Raw genomic sequence first — 17,350 nt, 5'->3', positions numbered from 1 at the left:
CAGCTCGGCCTGACCAACCCGATCCGCTTCCAGGGCCAGTACCACGATCATGAGACGGGGCTGCATTACAACCGATACCGGTACTATGATCCGAGGGTAGGGCGGTTTGTTAGTAAGGATCCGATTGAACTCGCCGGAGGTATCAACTTCTTTGCGTACGCTCCAAACCCTGTTGAGTGGATTGACCCGTTGGGTCTTGCTAAAGCATCTGGTACTGCGGGAAGAAAGCAAGCCTCAAGTAAGCCTAACCAAAACTCGAATTGCCCATGCAGGAAAAAGTGGGAGGTTAATCGATTCGATCGAGTATGCGAAGGCAATTTGAATGGTACATACGTTAAATACTATCGCGATCCTAAAACGGAGTTGTGGTGGTCTGCCGATACAGAGGGGCATGGTAGCTCTGCATGGAAGGTGATGGCACAGGAGCGTACCGATCTAGTGCATCAGCACGATGCTGATATCTATGGTGATTTCATCACAGGTAAGCACAAGGGTGACACTGGAAAAGTTATGTCGATGAAACGCATGAAGTGCCGAGACGCTCGAGGAGGAAATTGATGATTACTAGTGCTGAGGAGTTCAAGCGTTACGCGGAAAGCGAGGATGAGATTGAAAATGAAAAGATTAATGAGTCGGCCTCCGATGAGGTTTGGTTTGACGTGCTTTCAAAATATCCTGAGCTCTCTCGTGTCGTCACTGCAAACGCTTCAATTTCATTGAATGTGTTGGAGAGACTTTCGGTTAGTGATGATGTTGATGTTCGTTGGGATGTGGCAATGAAGCGACGTATAAATAGATCTATTTTTGAGCGATTAGCGAGCGATAAAGAGGTCATTGTCAGACATAGAATTGCCTGTAACCCCAAAGTGCCCAAGGATATTTTAATCGCGCTTGCTTCAGATGAGGACGAGATGATTGCGGAGGCTGCGAGGAAAAGATTGTAAAATTTTTCGGAATTATGCGGCGTAGGCAAAAATGCGAGAGGAAACCGGTTATCTCCAAAACCGGCTCCCCTTCCATTGGGTCAGGCGCTATAACTGATCCGCCCGTCCACCAGCGTGTAACGCACGGCACCCGGCAGGCAATGCCCCAGGAACGGGCAGTTATCGCCTTTGGACAGCCACTTCTCGCCGGCAACCGTCGAGGCTGCCGGGTCGAACAGCACCAGATCAGCCGCCGAGCCTGCGCTCAATTGCCCGGCTGGCAGGCGCAAGGCGGCTGCAGGGCCTGAGCTCAGGCGGGCGATCAGGGTCGGCAGGTCGAGCAAGCCATCTTCAACCAGCGTCATCGCCAGTGGCAGCAACAGCTCGACACTGCTGATGCCCGGCTCGGTCGCGCCAAACGGTGCCAGCTTGGCATCACGTTCATGTGGCTGGTGATGGCTGGAGATGGCCTGGATCACACCGGATTTCACGGCTTCACGCAGGCCGTCGCGGTCGGCGCGGGTGCGCAGTGGCGGCTGGACGTGATACAGGCTGGAGAAGTCGATCAGGGCTTCGTCGGTCAGGATCAACTGATACAAGGCCACATCGGCGGTCACCGGCAGGCCGCGGGCTTGCGCCTGGGCGATCAGGGCTGCGCCACGGGCGCTGGTCAACTGGCTGAAGTGCGCACGCACGCCGCTTTGTTCCACCAGCAGCAGGTCCCGGGCCAGTGCCACGGTTTCCGCTGTTTCCGGGATGCCGGCCAAGCCAAGGAAGCTGGCAGTCGGGCCTTCATGGGCCAGGCCGCCTTCAGCCAGGTCACGATCCTGAGAGTTGAAAATCACCGTCAGGTCGAAAGTCGCCGCATATTCCAGCGCCCGGCAGAGGGTGCGGGTATTGCTGAAGCTGCTCAAGCCATTGCCGAACGCCACGCAACCGGCGTCGCGCAGGGCAATCAGTTCTGCCAGTTGCTCGCCTTCCAGCCCTTTGCTCAAGGCGCCGATAGGGAAGACCTTGCTGTATCCGGCCTCGCGGGCGCGGTCCAGGATCAGTTCGGCGACCGCCGAGGTGTCGAGTACCGGCTTGGTGCGTGGCGGGCAGCACAGGCTGGTGACGCCACCTGCCGTTGCGGCGCGTGTTTCGCTGGCGATGGTGCCTTTGCGGCTGTAACCCGGTTCGCGCAGGGAAACATTGAGGTCAACGAGGCCGGGTGCGGCGACAAGGCCGTTGGCGTCGATGGTCTGGCTGGGCTCGAAGCCTGCGGGTGCAGCGCCGATGGCGAGGATCTTGCCCGCTTCAAGGTGCAGGTCCGTGACTTTATCCAGCCCACTGACCGGATCGATGACGCGAGCGCCGAGAATGCTGAGCTTCACAGGGCGTTCTCCTGCTCGAATTGTCGTTGTGCGGTTTGTCCGCTCATGGCCATGGACAGTACGGCCATGCGCACGGCGATCCCGTAGGTCACTTGATTGAGAATGACCGAGTGCGCGCCGTCGGCCACGGCCGATTCGATTTCCACGCCCCGGTTGATCGGGCCTGGGTGCATGACGATGGCATCCGGCTTGGCGCCCGCCAGACGTGCAGTGGTCAGGCCAAACAGGCGGTAGAACTCGCCTTCGCTGGGCAGCAGGCCGCCGGTCATGCGTTCGCGTTGCAGGCGCAGCATGATGACCACGTCCACACCCTTCAGGCCTTCGGTCAGGTCCGTGTAAACCTTGACCCCGTACTGTTCGATGCCGATGGGCAACAGGGTTTTCGGCCCGATGACACGGATGTCCGGGCAACCCAGCGCCTTGAGGGCCAGCATGTTGGAGCGCGCCACTCGCGAGTGCAGGATATCGCCGACGATGGCCACCGACAGGTTCTCGAAGCTGCCCTTGTGACGACGGATCGTCAGCATGTCGAGCATGCCTTGGGTCGGGTGCGCGTGACGGCCGTCGCCGCCGTTGATGATCGCCACTTCCGGGCATACGTGCTCGGCAATGAAGTGGGCTGCGCCGGAGTCGGCGTGGCGGACGACAAACATGTCGGCAGCCATGGCTTCCAGGTTGCGCAGGGTGTCGAACAGCGTCTCGCCCTTGCTGGTGGAGGACGTCGAAACGTTGAGGGTGATGACGTCCGCCGACAGCCGCTGGGCGGCGAGTTCAAAGGTGGTCCGCGTGCGGGTCGAGTTCTCGAAGAACACGTTGCAGACGGTCTTGCCACGCAACAGCGGGACTTTCTTCACCGCACGGGCGCCGACTTCAAGGAAGGAGTCAGCCGTGTCGAGGATTTCGGTGAGCAGCTCGCGGGGCAAGCCGTCCAGAGACAGAAAATGGCGCAGCTGACCCTGATGGTTGAGTTGCAGCGGGCGCTTGGCGTCGAGAGGCGTCATCGCAAGGGACTCTTAAAGGGCTGAAGCGGTGGAAAGGTCTTGAAGCTCGAGCGCCAGCGGCTCGGGGCCGGTCAGCTTGACGCGCTCGTCGGGGGCCAGGGACAGCGATGCGCCCACCACGTTGGGGCGAATCGGCAGTTCACCGGCGTCCAGATCCAGCAGGCAGACCAGCGTGACACTGGCCGGGCGTCCGTAATCGAACAGTTCGTTGAGGGCTGCACGAATGGTGCGCCCGCTCATGAGCACGTCATCGATCAGGACCAGGTGCTGGCCTTCGATCTCGAAAGGCAGCTCTGAGGGGCGAACCTGAGGATGAAGGCCGTTCTGGCTGAAGTCGTCGCGATAGAAGGACACATCCAGTGTGCCGAGGGGCGTGTCGTTTTCCAGGGCCTTGAGCAGCGCCTGTGCGACCCATACACCGCCGGTGCGGATGCCGATGAAACGAGGGTCGTTGATGCCGCGCTTGCTCAGGTGAGCGCTCAGGTCGGTAGCCATCTGACGAATCAGATCGCTGGGGTTGGGCAAGCTCATGATTGCTCCTTGATCAAAGGGCCGGGCACTGCCCATCGGGCAGGCTGCTCAGGCGGAAACTTGAAATCCGGGTATCTCGAAGCTGTTCTGGCCCGAAAAGTCACGCATTCAACAACTCGGGATGGGCATCCAGCCAGCCTTGCAGCAAAAGCGCGGCGGCGATGGCATCCACGGGATTGTCGCGATAGCTGCTACCACGCTGACCGCCACGGGCCATGCGTTCGCCCTTGGCTTCAAAGGTGGTCAGGCGTTCGTCGTGGGTGTAGACCGGAATGTTGAAGCGGCCATTGAGCTTGCGCGAGAATTTTTCGGCCCGGGCGCTCATTTCACTGGGCGTACCGTCCATGTTCAGCGGCAGGCCGACCACGATGGCATCGGGTTTCCACTCGGTAATCAGCGCCTGAACCTTGTCCCAGTCCGGGACGCCGTTCTGGGCCTTGAGCGTGCACAGCTCGCGGGCCTGACCGGTAATGGCCTGGCCGACCGCAATGCCGATCTGTTTGGTGCCGTAATCGAAACCCAGGAGCAGGCGCAATGCAGCCATCAGGCGTGACCTGCCTGGGTCGAGAGCAGATTCAGATTGATCCCCAGGCGTGCTGCCGCAGCGTCGAGCCGCAGTTCGCTGTCGACCTCGAACAGGATGGCCGGGTCGAAAGGGCAGGTCAGCCAGGCATTGGCGGCCATTTCGGCATCCAGTTGACCCGCGTCCCAGCCGGCGTAGCCCAGGGCGATCACATTTTGATCAGGGCCGTAGCCGTCGGCGATGGAAAACAGCACGTCCTGTGAGGTGGACAACGAAATGCCGCCCAGCTCGACCGTTGCCTGAAATATCTGGCCGCTTGGGTGCAGCACGAACCCGCGGTCGGTCTGTACCGGGCCACCGGAATGAATGGGGATGTGCTGGCAGCGCACGGGAGCGGGCAGCTCCGGGCGTAACTGTTCAAGCACATCGGCAAGACTCAGGCTTTGCGGGCGGTTTATCACCAGACCCATTGCACCATTGGCGTTGTGCTCGACGATATACGTCAAGGTTTGCGCGAAGTTCTGATCGTGCATGTGGGGCATGGCGATCAGGAACTGATGCTTGAGATAGCTCGGGGATAGTTTTTTCATGAGCCTTAGTGTGGCGCTGCCGGGCAGACCTGACAACTGTCAGTTATGGCAGCCTTGCGATTTGTGAAGAAACGGTCAGTTACTGGACAGCTTGTCACCCCGTGCAAACTTCCAGGTGCGGATGATTTCCAGCCGATCGATGTCGGCCAGATCGCCGGTGAACGGCGAAAATGGCGCTGCCAGACGTACAATTCGCTGTGCGGCCTGATCCAGCAGTGGGTGGCCCGAGGACTCCAGCACCAGCACTTCATAGAGCGAGCCATCGTGATTGATCGAGACCAATAGCCGCAGGTTGCCGTAGATCTGCTGGCGGCGCGCTTCTTCCGGGTAGTTCAGGTTGCCGACCCGCTCGACTTTCTTGCGCCAGTCATCCTTGTACCAGGCGCCCTTGTCGCGCATGGTCGAGGCCGCATTGAGGCGATGGATCTTCGGCCGCTTGGCATAAAGCTGCTGTTCGGCCGACAGTTCGGCTTCCAGGCTGGCGATTTCATTGCTCAACTGCGAGCTGTCGAAGGAGGGCGCTTCCTTGGCGGCTGGTTCGGGTTTGACTTCCTCGCGCTTGGTGGCCGTGTGCTGCGGGGAAGGGGCGACAGTGGCTACCGCGGTTTTCGGTGCTTCCTGTTTTTCCACAGGCTTGTTGGCCGGTGGTGGCGTCACCTTGTTGACCTTGGTGTCCTGATAGGGCGCGATTTCCGTGGTCTTGAGGGTTTCTGCCTTGTCCAGGGTGCCGCTGCCCTGTTGATCGTCCTGAGCCAGAAAGTCCGCCTGCTTGGGCTTTTCCTCGCTTTTGAACGTGGCGAGAGTGATTTCCAGCGTCTGGGAGATCTGTTCGGGTTTTACATAGGTGAAGCCGACGCCAAGAATCACCGCGGCATGAATAAGTGCGGCGATCATCATGGTGAAGCCCAGGCGATCTGCTGGACGCACCCCAACTGTCGAAAGTTCGAGGGGCAGGTCGTTTCTGGCCATGGATGTCATTGGCGGCTCAGTGTCTCGTTCAAAATCCGTTTCATCATTATTGCTTCGCGAATGAATTCGCTCCTACGGTAGGCGCGAATTCATTCGCGAAAACCCCGCTTACCGAGCCTGAAGTTTCTTCTCGATCACGTCCATCAGCAAGCCGCCGATGTGGGTGCCGAAGGCATTGTCGATTTCGCGGATGCAGGTCGGGCTGGTGACGTTGATTTCGGTGAGATGCTCACCAATCACATCCAGACCGACAAAAATAAGGCCTTTTTCGCGCAAGGTCGGGCCGATCTGCTCAGCGATCCAGCGATCCTTTTCAGTCAGCGGACGAGCTTCGCCGCGACCTCCAGCGGCCAGGTTGCCACGGGTTTCGCCCGCTGCCGGGATACGCGCCAGGCAGTAAGGCACGGGTTCGCCGTCGACCATCAGGATGCGTTTGTCGCCGTCCTTGATTGCTGGCAGATAACCCTGGGCCATGATCTGCTGGGTGCCGTGGGCCGTCAGGGTTTCCAGGATCACCGACAGGTTCGGGTCGCCTGCGCGATGACGGAAGATCGACGCGCCGCCCATGCCGTCCAGCGGCTTGAGGATCACATCGCCGTGCTGCGCGGCGAATTCACGAAGAATGTCCGGGCGACGGCTGACGAGCGTTGGCGGGGTGCATTGCGGGAACAGCGTGGCGAACAGCTTTTCGTTGCAGTCACGCAGACTCTGGGGTTTGTTGACGATCAGCACGCCTGCACGCTCTGCCTGTTCCAGCAGGTACGTGGTGTAGACGAATTCCATGTCGAACGGCGGGTCCTTGCGCATCAGGATCACGTCCAGATCGTCAAGGCCGGTGTCGATTTCGTCCTGCAGTTCAAACCAGTGGGCCGGATCGGCGAAGACCTTCAGCGGTTTCATCCGGGCGCGAGCCTGGCCAGCGTTCTGGTACAGGTCCTTCTGCTCCATGTAGAACAGCGACCAGCCACGTTCCTGCGCGGCAAGCAGCATGGCCAGCGAGCTGTCCTTTTTATAGGAGATGCGCTCAATGGGGTCCATGACAATCCCTAAGCGAACGCTCATGGGTAATATCCTCTGATCGATAACGGTCATGATGACCTTGAAATAGGCGTCAGGGTGGCGCTCCGATTGCTTCGGGTCAAGGGGCAGCGCTTTATGGATTGAGTCTGGAGAGTGTGCTAAAAAGGCTCGACATCCGCTCTTCTGCGCCATGGGTCTGCCAAACGCCACGATCCGGCGCCAGTGCCACGCAGAACACGCAGAAAATCGCTGCGGCGACGGAAGAACAGATATGGAACAGTACGCCACAGCATTGAAGGTCATGGTCATCGATGACTCGAAGACCGTTCGCCGTACCGCCGAAACGCTGCTAAAGAACGTCGGCTGTGAAGTCATCACGGCAATAGACGGTTTCGATGCGTTGGCAAAGATCGCCGATAATCATCCGCGAATCATATTCGTCGATATCATGATGCCACGTCTGGACGGTTATCAGACCTGTGCACTGATCAAGAACAACAGGGCTTTCAAGTCGACTCCAGTCATCATGCTTTCTTCCAAGGATGGATTGTTCGACAAGGCCAAGGGCAGGATCGTCGGTTCCGACCAGTTTCTGACCAAGCCTTTCAGCAAGGAAGAGCTACTGAACGCCATCAAGGCCCACGTGCCCGGTTTCGTTGCGGTAGAACAACAAATTTCGTGATGCCCGCGCCTGATCGCGGCTTCGCACCTGATGGGGAACACCATGGCTCGAATATTGATCGTCGATGATTCGCCGACCGAAATGTACAAACTCACCGGCATGCTGGAAAAGCACGGCCATGAGGTGCTGAAGGCTGAAAATGGCGCCGATGGCGTTGCGCTGGCCCGTCAGGAAAAACCCGATGCCGTGCTGATGGATATCGTCATGCCCGGGCTCAACGGTTTTCAGGCCACGCGCCAGCTGACCAAGGATGCCGACACCAACATGATCCCGGTGATCATGATCACCACCAAGGATCAGGAAACCGACAAGGTCTGGGGCAAGCGCCAGGGCGCCAGGGATTACCTGACCAAGCCGGTGGATGAAGAAACCCTGATGAAAACCCTGAACGCGGTGCTGGCCGGCTGATAGCCGGGCTTTCCATGGTCGAGCCACGTACTGCCTTTGAACTGCTGCTCGATATCGATCAGCGGTGTCGCTCCCTGGCGGCAGGTCTGCCGTTGCAGGAAACCCACCAGCAGGACTGGAGCGGCATCGGCTTTCGCATGGGCGAGCAACGCTTCGTGGCGCCCATGGGCGAAATCGCCGAAATCCTGCATGAGCCACGTTATGCCGTGATGCCCGGCGTAAAGCCATGGGTGGTCGGCATGGCCAATCTGCGCGGGCGGCTGTTGCCGCTCATGGACCTGTGCGGTTTCTTCGGCCACGAACTGTCCACGGTTCGCAAGCAACGGCGGGTGCTGGTCGTTGAGCATCAGGATGTGTTTGCGGGGCTGGTGGTGGATGAAGTCTTTGGTATGCAACATTTCAGTCAGTTGAGCCTGATGCCCGAAACCCTTGTTGCGCCGGACATGGCCGTGGTGCCGTTCCTGCGCGGGCAATTTCTGCGTGAACAGGCCTGGCTGGTATTCAGCCCCTGGGCGCTGACGCAATCTCCTGATTTCATGGACGTGGCATTGTAAGTGGCAGGTCGGTCCGCCCGATCTGGTCGGGCGTGTTTGTTTCACGAATCGCGGTTGGTCCAGGCGGGGGCCTGATTAATGAGTAAGACAGGCAGGTCACTGGAAGGCGCACAGAGCCGGGCGCAGATTATTCTGTTGTTCGTCGCGCTCATCGTTTTCATCATTTTGTTGTTCGCCAACTTCACATATCTCAATACCCAGTCGAACTACGACAAACAGTACATCGGCCATGCCGGTGAGCTGCGGGTGTTGTCCCAGCGTATTGCCAAGAACGCCACCGAAGCTGCGGCCGGCAAGGCCCAGGCGTTCAAGTTACTGACCGATGCCCGCAACGATTTCGACCTGCGCTGGGGCTATCTCAAGAAAGGCGATCCGTCCACCGGTCTGCCGGCTGCGCCTTCGGCCGTGCGGGATGAGTTGCGCGCGGTGCAGAACGACTGGGAGAACCTGCGCAAGAGTGCCGATGTGATTCTGGCCAGCGAACAGACGGTGCTGTCCTTGCATCAGGTGGCCGCGACCTTGTCCGAAACCATCCCGCAATTGCAGGTCGAGTACGAAAAGGTCGTTGAAATCCTGCTCAAGAGCCATGCTCCGGCCAGTCAGGTCGTCCTGGCGCAACGTCAGGCCCTCTTGGCGGAAAGAATCCTCGGTGCAGTGAATATCGTGCTGTCCGGTGACGAAACCGCCGTGCAGGCCGCCGATGCCTTTGGCCGTGATGCCAGCCAGTTCGGACGGGTGCTCAACGGCATGCTCGAAGGTAATTCGAGCATGCGCATCGCTCAGGTCGAGGACCGTGATGCCCGTGCGCGTCTGGCGGAAATCTCCGAATTGTTCGAGTTCGTGTCCGGTTCGGTCGACGAAATCCTCGAAACGTCTTCCGAGCTGTTTCAGGTCCGTGAAGCGTCCGGCAATATTTTCAACACTTCGCAGACCCTGCTGGAGAAAGCGTCGGTGTTGGCCAGTGGCCTGGAAAACCTGGCGACCACCCGTTCGGCCAACTCCATCGGCGAGTACGTGCTCGGCCTGCTGGCGTTGATGTCCATCATCCTGATCGGTCTGGTGATGGTGCGCGAAACCAATCGCCAGTTGCGCGAAACCGCCCAGAAGAACGAGCGCAACCAGAACGCGATCATGCGGCTGCTGGATGAAATCGAGAACCTGGCCGATGGCGACCTGACCGTGACTGCGTCAGTGACCGAGGACTTCACCGGGGCGATTGCCGACTCCATCAACTATTCCATCGATCAATTGCGCGAACTGGTGGTGACCATCAACCTCACCGCCGAGCAGGTCGCGGCAGCGGTGCAGGATACCCAGACCACCGCCACGCAACTGGCGGCAGCGTCCGAGCATCAGGCGCTGCAGATCAGCGCCGCATCGGCGGCAATCACCGACATCGCGGTTTCCATCGATCAGGTTTCCGCCAACGCGTCGGAGTCCTCGGCGGTGGCAGAGCGTTCGGTCACCATCGCCAACAAGGGCAACGAGGTGGTGCACAACACCATCCATGGCATGGACAACATTCGCGAGCAGATTCAGGACACCTCCAAGCGCATCAAGCGCCTGGGCGAGTCCTCGCAGGAAATTGGCGATATCGTCAGCCTGATTGATGACATTGCCGACCAGACCAATATCCTGGCCCTCAATGCTGCCATTCAGGCGTCCATGGCGGGTGATGCCGGGCGCGGCTTTGCGGTGGTTGCCGACGAGGTTCAGCGTCTGGCCGAGCGTTCGTCGTCCGCTACCAAACAGATCGAAATGCTGGTGCGGGCCATCCAGAACGACACCAATGAAGCGGTCATTTCCATGGAACAGACCACCAGCGAGGTGGTGCGCGGCGCACGGCTGGCGCAGGATGCCGGTGTAGCGCTGGAAGAGATCGAAGGTGTTTCCAGGGTGTTGGCCGAACTGATCGAAAGTATCACCGACGCGGCTCGCCAGCAGGCCTCGTCTGCCGGGCAGATTTCGCAGACCATGACCGTGATCCAGCAAACCTCGACACAAACGACTTCGGGTACTGCCGCGACGGCAGAGAGCATCGGCAACCTGGCGAAAATGGCCAGTGAAATGCGCCGCTCGGTGTCAGGGTTTACCTTGCCGCCATCCAGAGAAATCGGATGATGCCCTGCAAATGAACAGTCTCGATCGGGTAAGAGGCAGGACTCATGGCTGACCGCCGCGATTATGTCGCTCTGGAATGGCTCAAGGGCGAGATAGCCGAAACACTCAGGCAGGCCCGTCAGGCGCTGGACGCATTCGCCAGCGAGCCAGCGAACACGGCTGCCCTGGATGAATGCCTGAACCTTGTGCATCAGGTTCACGGCAGCCTGCAAATGATCGAATTCTATGGCGCGGCCCTGCTCGCCGAGGAGATCGAACAACTGGTTCTGGCCTTGCAACAGCATCGGGTCAGTCAGCAGGCCGAGTCCATGCAGTTGCTGGATCAGGCCATGGCCCAGTTGCCGGTCTATCTGGAGCGGGTTCATTCCGCCCGGCGTGACCTGCCGCTGGTGGTCTTGCCGCTGCTCAACGACCTGCGCAGCGCCCGTGGTGAAAGCCTGCTCTCTGAAACCAGTCTGTTTGCCCCGCAACTGGTCGTCGTCCCGCCGCTCGATGCCGAGACACTGGCCCAGCGCAATACAGCGGAATTGCCCGAGTTGCTGCGCAAGTTGCGCCATACCCTGCAAGCGGCTCTGGTGGGCTTGATGCGTGAGCAGGATGTAAAGGCTCAATTGGGTTTTATGGCCAAAGTGTTCGCTCGTCTGGAGCTTTTGTGTGAAGACGCGCCGCTTGGGCCGCTGTGGCGAATCGCTTCGGCGCTGGTCGAAACCATGCTCAACGGCAACTTCACCAACAGCCCGGCGTTGCGCAGTCTGCTCAAAGACGCAGACAAGGAACTCAAGCGCCTGCTGGAGCAGGGTATCGACGGCATCAACCAGCCAGCGCCTGAAGAGTTGCTGAAAAGCCTGCTGTTCTACATCGCCAAGTCCGACAGCCAGGCGCCGAAGATGCAGGACCTCAAGGATCAGTACGCCCTGGCGGAAGCCTTGCCCGGCAATGACGTGGTCAATGAAGAGCGCGCCCGCATGGCCGGGCCGGATCGCGATGCCATGCGTTCGGTGATCGTTGCGCTGTGCGAAGGGCTGGTGCGGGTCAAGGAGCGGCTTGATGTGTTCGTGCGCGGTGACCGCCAGCACGTCAGCGAGCTCAATCCGCTGCTGCCGCCGTTGCGCCAGATTGCCGATACCCTGGCGGTGTTGGGGTTTGGTCAGCCGCGCAAGGTCATCATCGATCAACTGGCGGTGGTTCAGGGGCTCGCTCAGGGGCAGCGTGAACCCAATGATGCCGCGCTGATGGATGTGGCGGGTGCCTTGCTGTACGTCGAGTCGACACTGGCCGGGATGATCGGCCCTACCGAGCAGACCAACCAGGAAGACAGCCGCCTGCCCACCACTGACCTGATGCAGATTCACCAACTGGTGATCCGCGAAGCGCGGATTGTCCTGCAGCAGGCCAAGGATGTGGTGCTCGATTACATCGATGGCGAGTGGGATCGCCAGCGGCTTGAGCCGCTGTGTGCCTTGCTGATCCAGGTGCGTGGCGCGCTGGCGATGATCCCTCTGGCCAGGGCGGCGAGCCTGCTGGCCGCCTGCAACGAATACATCGTCGAACAATTGCTGGTAGACGAAAACCGTCCTTCGTGGACCCAGCTCGATTGCCTGGCCGATACCCTGACCGGAGTCGAGTATTACCTGGAGCGCATGGGCGAGGATCACGAGGCGCCGGGTAACCAGATTCTGGACCTGGCCCAGCAAAGCCTCGCCCGGCTGGGTTACTCGCCAGCACCGGACACGCTGGATGTGCCGCTGCTGGACGAAGTCATCACTCAGGACGAATTGCTGGAACTGGATGATCGGCAGGTGCTGGTCAGCCCGACGCAAACCATCGCTCAGGTCCTGGCCAGCCCGGTGTCTGCCGTCAACCCGCCAGCTCGCCATATCCCCGCCAGCCTGCTGCCTCCGCCCGAGGGCGAGGAGGCCGTGGATGAAGAGTTGCGCGAAGTCTTCCTTGAAGAAACCGAGGAAGTGCTGGATGCGCTGCGTGAATACCTGCCGCGCTGGTTTGCATCGCTTGGCACGCCCGGCAATGGCGATAGCAGCGCATTGACCGAAGTGCGCCGGGCGTTCCATACCCTCAAGGGCAGCGGGCGCATGGTTCGCGCCCTGGTCTTGAGTGAACTGGCCTGGTCGGTTGAGAACCTGCTTAACCGGGTCCTTGAAGGCGACGTCCTTGCGGGCCTGGAAGTGCAGCAATTGCTGACTGAAGTGCTTGCCTTGCTGCCTTCGGTGATCGACGACTTTGCCAGTGATGCGCAGCGCCAACGCAACGATGTGGATACTCTGGCCGCCCGCGCCCATGCGCTGGCCAACGGTCTTGAGCCCCCTCAGTACATCACGACGCCCCGCCAGGGCGCAGAAACGCTCGACCCGCAGTTGCTGGAGATTTTCCGTCAGGAAGCCTATGGGCATCTTGGGGCGCTCAATCGCTTTCTCGATCAGGCCGCGCAAAGCGCTTCGCCCTCCATCACCGATGCCTTGCTGCGCTCGCTGCATACCCTCAAGGGCAGTGCACACATGGCCGGCGTCTTGCCGATTGCCGAACTGGCGAGCCCGCTGGATCAACTGGTGCGTGAGTACAAGGCCAACCTGATCGCCATCGGCGCGCCCGAACTCAAGTTGCTGCGCAATGCCGAGCCCCTGTTGCGCAAGGGCCTTGAGCAACTGGAGAGCAAGCCGCTGGCCGAGATTCCGGGGGCTGCCAGATTGATCGAGGCGGCTCATACGTTGCTCAACGAGCGGCTGACCAGTGCGCTGCGTGAGTCGGACAGCGGCTTGCGCATCAATCACAACCCCAAGCTGATCGCCACCTTCCTGGCCGAAGGCATGGACATTGTTCTGGATGCCGAGAGCCTGTTGCAGCGCTGGCGTGAGCACCCCGGAGAACGGCAGGAACTGAGTGCGCTCCTCGATGAGTTGACCACGCTTGGCCATGGCGCCCATCTGGCTGATCTGCCTCAGGTCGATGAGCTGTGCGAGGCCTTGCTGGACCTTTATGGCGCCGTGGAAGAAAGCAGTCTTGCAGTCAGTGAGCGCTTTTTCAGCGAAGCCGAAAATGCCCATGAAGCCTTGATCAACATGCTCGATCAGGTTGCGGCCGGTCAGAATGTCGACCCGCGTCCCGAATGCATTCGCGCCTTGCACGAACTGCTCGACGAAGCGCTGGACCCGTCCGCTATGGGGCTGATCAAGAGTGACGGTGTGCAAGCGCCGAGCATTACGGAATTCGATGCAGCCACCGCACAACTGGCCGGTGAAGCGTCAGGTGTCGAGGTGGCGGATTTTGACGACGAGATCGTCGAAATCTTTCTCGAAGAAGCCGTCGATATCCTCGACAGCGCCGGGCATTCACTGCAGCGCTGGCTGGAAGATCCCGAAAGCCCATTGCCGTTGCCCTCCTTGCAGCGCGATCTGCACACCCTCAAGGGCGGTGCGCGGATGGCCGATATCGTGCCGGTGGCGGCGTTGGGTCATGAGCTGGAAGTTCTTTACGAAGGCCTGATCGACCGGCGCTACAGCTATTCACCGGAACTGGCCGGTCTGTTGCGTGCCAGCCACAACCATCTGGCGCGCATGCTGGAGCAACTGCAGGACCATCACCGGCTCACTGACCCTGCGCCACTGATCGAAGCCATCGGCAGTTTTCGCCAGGGCACCTTCGTTCCCGCAGACAGCGAGGCCGATCAGGTGTGCGAACCGGCTGAACCCCAGACTGAGGATGCCCCGGAGCGCGACCCGGAACTGCTGGAAATCTTCCTCGAAGAAGGCTACGACCTCAGCGAAAGCTCGGGCGCTGCCCTGGCGCGCTGGCAAGCCGATCCGCAGAACCTGCTGGAAGTGGAAAACCTGCTGCGTGACCTGCACACCCTCAAGGGTGGGGCGCGCATGGTCGAAATTGCCCCTATTGGCGATCTGGCCCACGAACTTGAATCCCTTTACGAAGGGCTTTCACGTGGCGATATGCAGCCGGGCCCGCTGATGATCAGCCTGCTGCAAAGCGGCCATGACCTGCTGGTCGACATGCTCGATGCGGTACGTGCGGACAAGCCTTTGCCCAGTGCTGCCTTGTTGATTGAGAACGTTCGGAAACTGGCCAGCCTTGAACCTGTGGTTCAAACGCCGATTGTCGAGGTGCCCGAGCCCGCGTCTGTGATTACGACGCCGGGCAATACCGAGCCGGAAGCCGAGCGCAGTGGCCCTGAAATGGTCAAGGTCGGCGCCGAACAACTGGAGACACTGGTCAATCTGGCAGGTGAAACTTCGATTTTCCGTGGGCGTATCGAACAGCAGATCATCGATACGCAAATCACGCTGGTGGAGATGGAAACCACCATCGAGCGTATGCGCGACCAGTTGCGCCGTCTGGATATGGAAACCCAGGGCCGTATTCTCAGCCGCGATCAGGTTCAGGCCGAGCGCCTGGGTTATGAAGAGTTCGATCCGCTGGAAATGGATCGGCATTCGCAGCTTCAGCAATTGTCGCGAGCCTTGTTCGAGTCGGCCTCCGACCTGATGGACCTCAAGGAAACTCTGGGCAGTCGCGCACGTGATGCGAAAACCCTCTTGCAGCAGCAGGCCAAGGTCAACACGGAGTTGCAGGAAGGTCTGATGCGGACCCGCATGGTGCCTTTCGAGCGGCTTGTGCCACGCTTGCGTCGGGTGGTGCGTCAGGTTGCTGCGCAACTGCACAAGAAAGTCAGTTTCGACGTGGGCAATGCCGACGGCGAAATGGATCGCACGATCCTCGAACGCATGGTTGCGCCGCTGGAACACATGCTGCGCAATGCGGTGGATCATGGTCTGGAAAGTACCGAAAGACGCCTGGCTGCCGGCAAGCCGGAGCAGGGCCATATCCAGCTGAACCTGATGCATGAAGGCGGCGATATCGTCATTGAATTGAGCGATGACGGTTCCGGTGTCGATATCGCTGCCGTGCGCCGCAAGGCAATCAAGCGCGGCATGATTCAGGAGGATGCGCAGCTCTCCGATGATGAAGTCTTGCCTTTCATTCTTCAGGCCGGGTTTTCCACGACCGAAATCATCACCCAGATTTCCGGGCGTGGTGTCGGGATGGATGTGGTGCATGCCGAGGTCAAGCAACTGGGTGGCTCGATTGTCATCGACTCGGTGCCAGGGCAGGGCACCCGCTTCCGGATTCGCCTGCCTTTCTCGGTGTCGGTGAACCGTGCCCTGATGGTGCAGTGCGCCGAAGAGCAGTATGCGGTGCCGCTCAATACCGTCGACGGGATCGTGCAGGTCATGTCCAGCGATCTGGAAGCCTGTTACCTGAGCAGCCCGCCGCGCTATCACTACGGCGGGCGCAGTTATGAACTGCGCTATCTGGGCGAACTGCTTAATAGCGGCAAGCCCAGGTTTGCCGGTCAGTTGCAGTCTGTGCCGGTGTTGCTGGTGCATCTGCAAGAGCAATGGCTGGCGGTGCAGGTCGATGCGCTGGCAGGCTCCCGGGAAATCGTGGTCAAGAACCTGGGGCTGCAATTTTCAAGGGTTCAGGGGGTTTCCGGCGCGACCATCCTGGGCGATGGCCGGGTGATTTTCATTCTTGATCTGCTGGCACAGATCCGTGTCTTGCAAAGCCGCTCGCAGATGCAGCAGGCACAAGGACTGGTCGCGCCAACCTTCAGCGAAATCGAGCATACCCGGCCTCTGTTGATCATGGTGGTGGATGATTCGGTGACGGTGCGCAAAGTCACCAGCCGTTTGCTGGAGCGCCACGGCATGCATGTGCTGACCGCCAAGGACGGTATCGACGCCATGAGCCTGCTGCAGGAACACACGCCGGATGTGATGTTGCTGGATATCGAAATGCCGCGCATGGACGGCTTCGAGGTTGCCAGTCAGATTCGCCACGACGAACAGCTCAAGGACCTGCCCATCATCATGATCACTTCCCGCTCTGGCCAGAAACACCGCGACCGCGCCATGGCCATCGGCGTCAACGATTACCTGAGCAAGCCGTATCAAGAGTCGGTACTGCTGCAGAGCATTGCCCACTGGAGCCAGGTCAATGTCTGAAAGAACCTTCCAGAGCAGCCGCCTCACCACCCTGACCGGGCTGCTCCTGCCCTTGAGCGACCGCTCCCTGCTGCTGCCCAATGTCGCGGTCGCGGAACTGATCGACTACCAGGACTGCACCGCCGAACCTGGCGCACCCGAGTGGTATCTGGGGCCGATCAGCTGGCGTGACCTGAAACTGCCCCTGATCAGCTTCGAAGCCGCCTGCGGCGGCCGACCTCGCGTTGGAGGCCGTGCGCGCATCGTCGTCCTCAACGCCTTGGGTGGGCGCAATGAAGTCCGCTTCATCGCCTTGCTGACCCAGGGTATTCCTCGCTCATTCAAGGTCGACAGCCAGTTGAGCTACGTGGACGTGCCCCTCGCCGAACTGGAACTGGCCGCCGTCCAGACCGGAGACAGCGTGGCCCGTATCCCCGACCTAGTGGCGCTTGAACAGCGAGTGGTGGATGCTGGGTGGCTTGAGCCGATTTAGTAGGAGCGGATTTATCCGCGAGACGTCATTGAAGACGATAGATTCTCTTCGGATATGCGGGCCTCTCGCGAATAAATTCGCTCCTGCCTGGGTGAGCAAAAATATTCCAGACGTCGAAGCCGGCACCCAGCAAAGATACTGGCTATTGGCTTGA

The 17,350-nt window shown here is 59.9% G+C and carries 15 protein-coding genes; 8 read left to right on the top strand and 7 right to left on the bottom strand.

The features are described from left to right. Together CKW23_RS26820 and CKW23_RS22695 are read left to right on the top strand one after the other, a co-directional pair. Positions 1-558 (top strand): RHS repeat-associated core domain-containing protein (locus tag CKW23_RS26820; protein ID WP_218250572.1); only part of this gene is annotated, 558 nt, incomplete at its 5' end. Continuing rightward, positions 558-944 (top strand): hypothetical protein, encoded by a 387-nt coding sequence (locus tag CKW23_RS22695; RefSeq protein ID WP_038400081.1) that lies wholly within the window; start codon positions 558-560, stop codon positions 942-944. The genes CKW23_RS26820 and CKW23_RS22695, both read left to right, overlap by 1 nt. 80 nt (positions 945-1,024) lie before the next feature. Here the strand turns inward: CKW23_RS22695 and CKW23_RS22690 are convergent, their stop codons facing one another. The 7 genes from CKW23_RS22690 to gshB all read right to left on the bottom strand — a co-directional run bounded on the left by CKW23_RS22690 (position 1,025) and on the right by gshB (position 6,972). After that, entirely contained in the window at positions 1,025-2,296 is a 1,272-nt protein-coding gene (locus CKW23_RS22690) for a dihydroorotase (RefSeq protein ID WP_025262268.1), read from the bottom strand. Then, positions 2,293-3,297, bottom strand: coding sequence for an aspartate carbamoyltransferase catalytic subunit (locus CKW23_RS22685; RefSeq protein WP_095068381.1), 1,005 nt, complete (start codon positions 3,295-3,297; stop codon positions 2,293-2,295). Before CKW23_RS22685 ends, CKW23_RS22690 begins: the two co-directional genes overlap by 4 nt. A gap of 12 nt (positions 3,298-3,309) precedes the next feature. After that, positions 3,310-3,828 carry a bifunctional pyr operon transcriptional regulator/uracil phosphoribosyltransferase PyrR gene (pyrR, locus tag CKW23_RS22680; protein ID WP_095068380.1) on the bottom strand — a complete coding sequence of 173 codons (519 nt, stop codon included), beginning with the start codon at positions 3,826-3,828 and terminating at the stop codon, positions 3,310-3,312. A 100-nt stretch (positions 3,829-3,928) separates the two neighbouring features. After that, positions 3,929-4,372: a Holliday junction resolvase RuvX gene (ruvX, locus tag CKW23_RS22675; protein WP_025262265.1), complete on the bottom strand. Its 444-nt coding sequence runs from the start codon at positions 4,370-4,372 to the stop codon at positions 3,929-3,931. After that, positions 4,372-4,941 (bottom strand): YqgE/AlgH family protein, encoded by a 570-nt coding sequence (locus CKW23_RS22670; RefSeq protein ID WP_095068379.1) that lies wholly within the window; start codon positions 4,939-4,941, stop codon positions 4,372-4,374. Before CKW23_RS22670 ends, ruvX begins: the two co-directional genes overlap by 1 nt. Positions 4,942-5,016: 75 nt before the next feature. Next, positions 5,017-5,919 (bottom strand): energy transducer TonB, encoded by a 903-nt coding sequence (locus CKW23_RS22665; protein WP_038400078.1) that lies wholly within the window; start codon positions 5,917-5,919, stop codon positions 5,017-5,019. Positions 5,920-6,018: 99 nt separating this feature from the next. Next, positions 6,019-6,972 carry a glutathione synthase gene (gene gshB / locus CKW23_RS22660; protein WP_025262262.1) on the bottom strand — a complete coding sequence of 318 codons (954 nt, stop codon included), beginning with the start codon at positions 6,970-6,972 and terminating at the stop codon, positions 6,019-6,021. A gap of 229 nt (positions 6,973-7,201) precedes the next feature. Between gshB and pilG the strand changes: the two genes are divergently transcribed. From pilG to CKW23_RS22630, 6 genes are all read left to right on the top strand, one after another. After that, positions 7,202-7,612 carry a twitching motility response regulator PilG gene (pilG, locus tag CKW23_RS22655; protein WP_025262261.1) on the top strand — a complete coding sequence of 137 codons (411 nt, stop codon included), beginning with the start codon at positions 7,202-7,204 and terminating at the stop codon, positions 7,610-7,612. 42 nt (positions 7,613-7,654) lie between these two features. Then, on the top strand, positions 7,655-8,020 hold the full coding sequence (gene pilH, locus CKW23_RS22650) for a twitching motility response regulator PilH (protein WP_002551739.1): 366 nt from the start codon (positions 7,655-7,657) through the stop codon (positions 8,018-8,020). Positions 8,021-8,034: 14 nt separating this feature from the next. After that, entirely contained in the window at positions 8,035-8,574 is a 540-nt protein-coding gene (locus CKW23_RS22645) for a chemotaxis protein CheW (RefSeq protein WP_025262260.1), read from the top strand. Between the two features lie 78 nt (positions 8,575-8,652). Then, positions 8,653-10,695: a methyl-accepting chemotaxis protein gene (locus CKW23_RS22640; RefSeq protein ID WP_025262259.1), complete on the top strand. Its 2,043-nt coding sequence runs from the start codon at positions 8,653-8,655 to the stop codon at positions 10,693-10,695. A gap of 44 nt (positions 10,696-10,739) precedes the next feature. Further along, on the top strand, positions 10,740-16,724 hold the full coding sequence (locus tag CKW23_RS22635) for an Hpt domain-containing protein (protein ID WP_025262258.1): 5,985 nt from the start codon (positions 10,740-10,742) through the stop codon (positions 16,722-16,724). Next, entirely contained in the window at positions 16,717-17,196 is a 480-nt protein-coding gene (locus CKW23_RS22630; RefSeq protein WP_025262257.1) for a chemotaxis protein CheW, read from the top strand. The genes CKW23_RS22635 and CKW23_RS22630 overlap by 8 nt, the downstream gene beginning before the upstream one ends. Positions 17,197-17,350: the final 154 nt, after the last annotated feature.

This window comes from Pseudomonas sp. Irchel 3A18 (genome assembly GCF_900187465.1).
Lineage (GTDB): Bacteria > Pseudomonadota > Gammaproteobacteria > Pseudomonadales > Pseudomonadaceae > Aquipseudomonas > Aquipseudomonas cichorii.
Note: the sequence above shows the minus strand (reverse complement) of the source record. Positions and strands in the feature narration are given on the sequence as shown.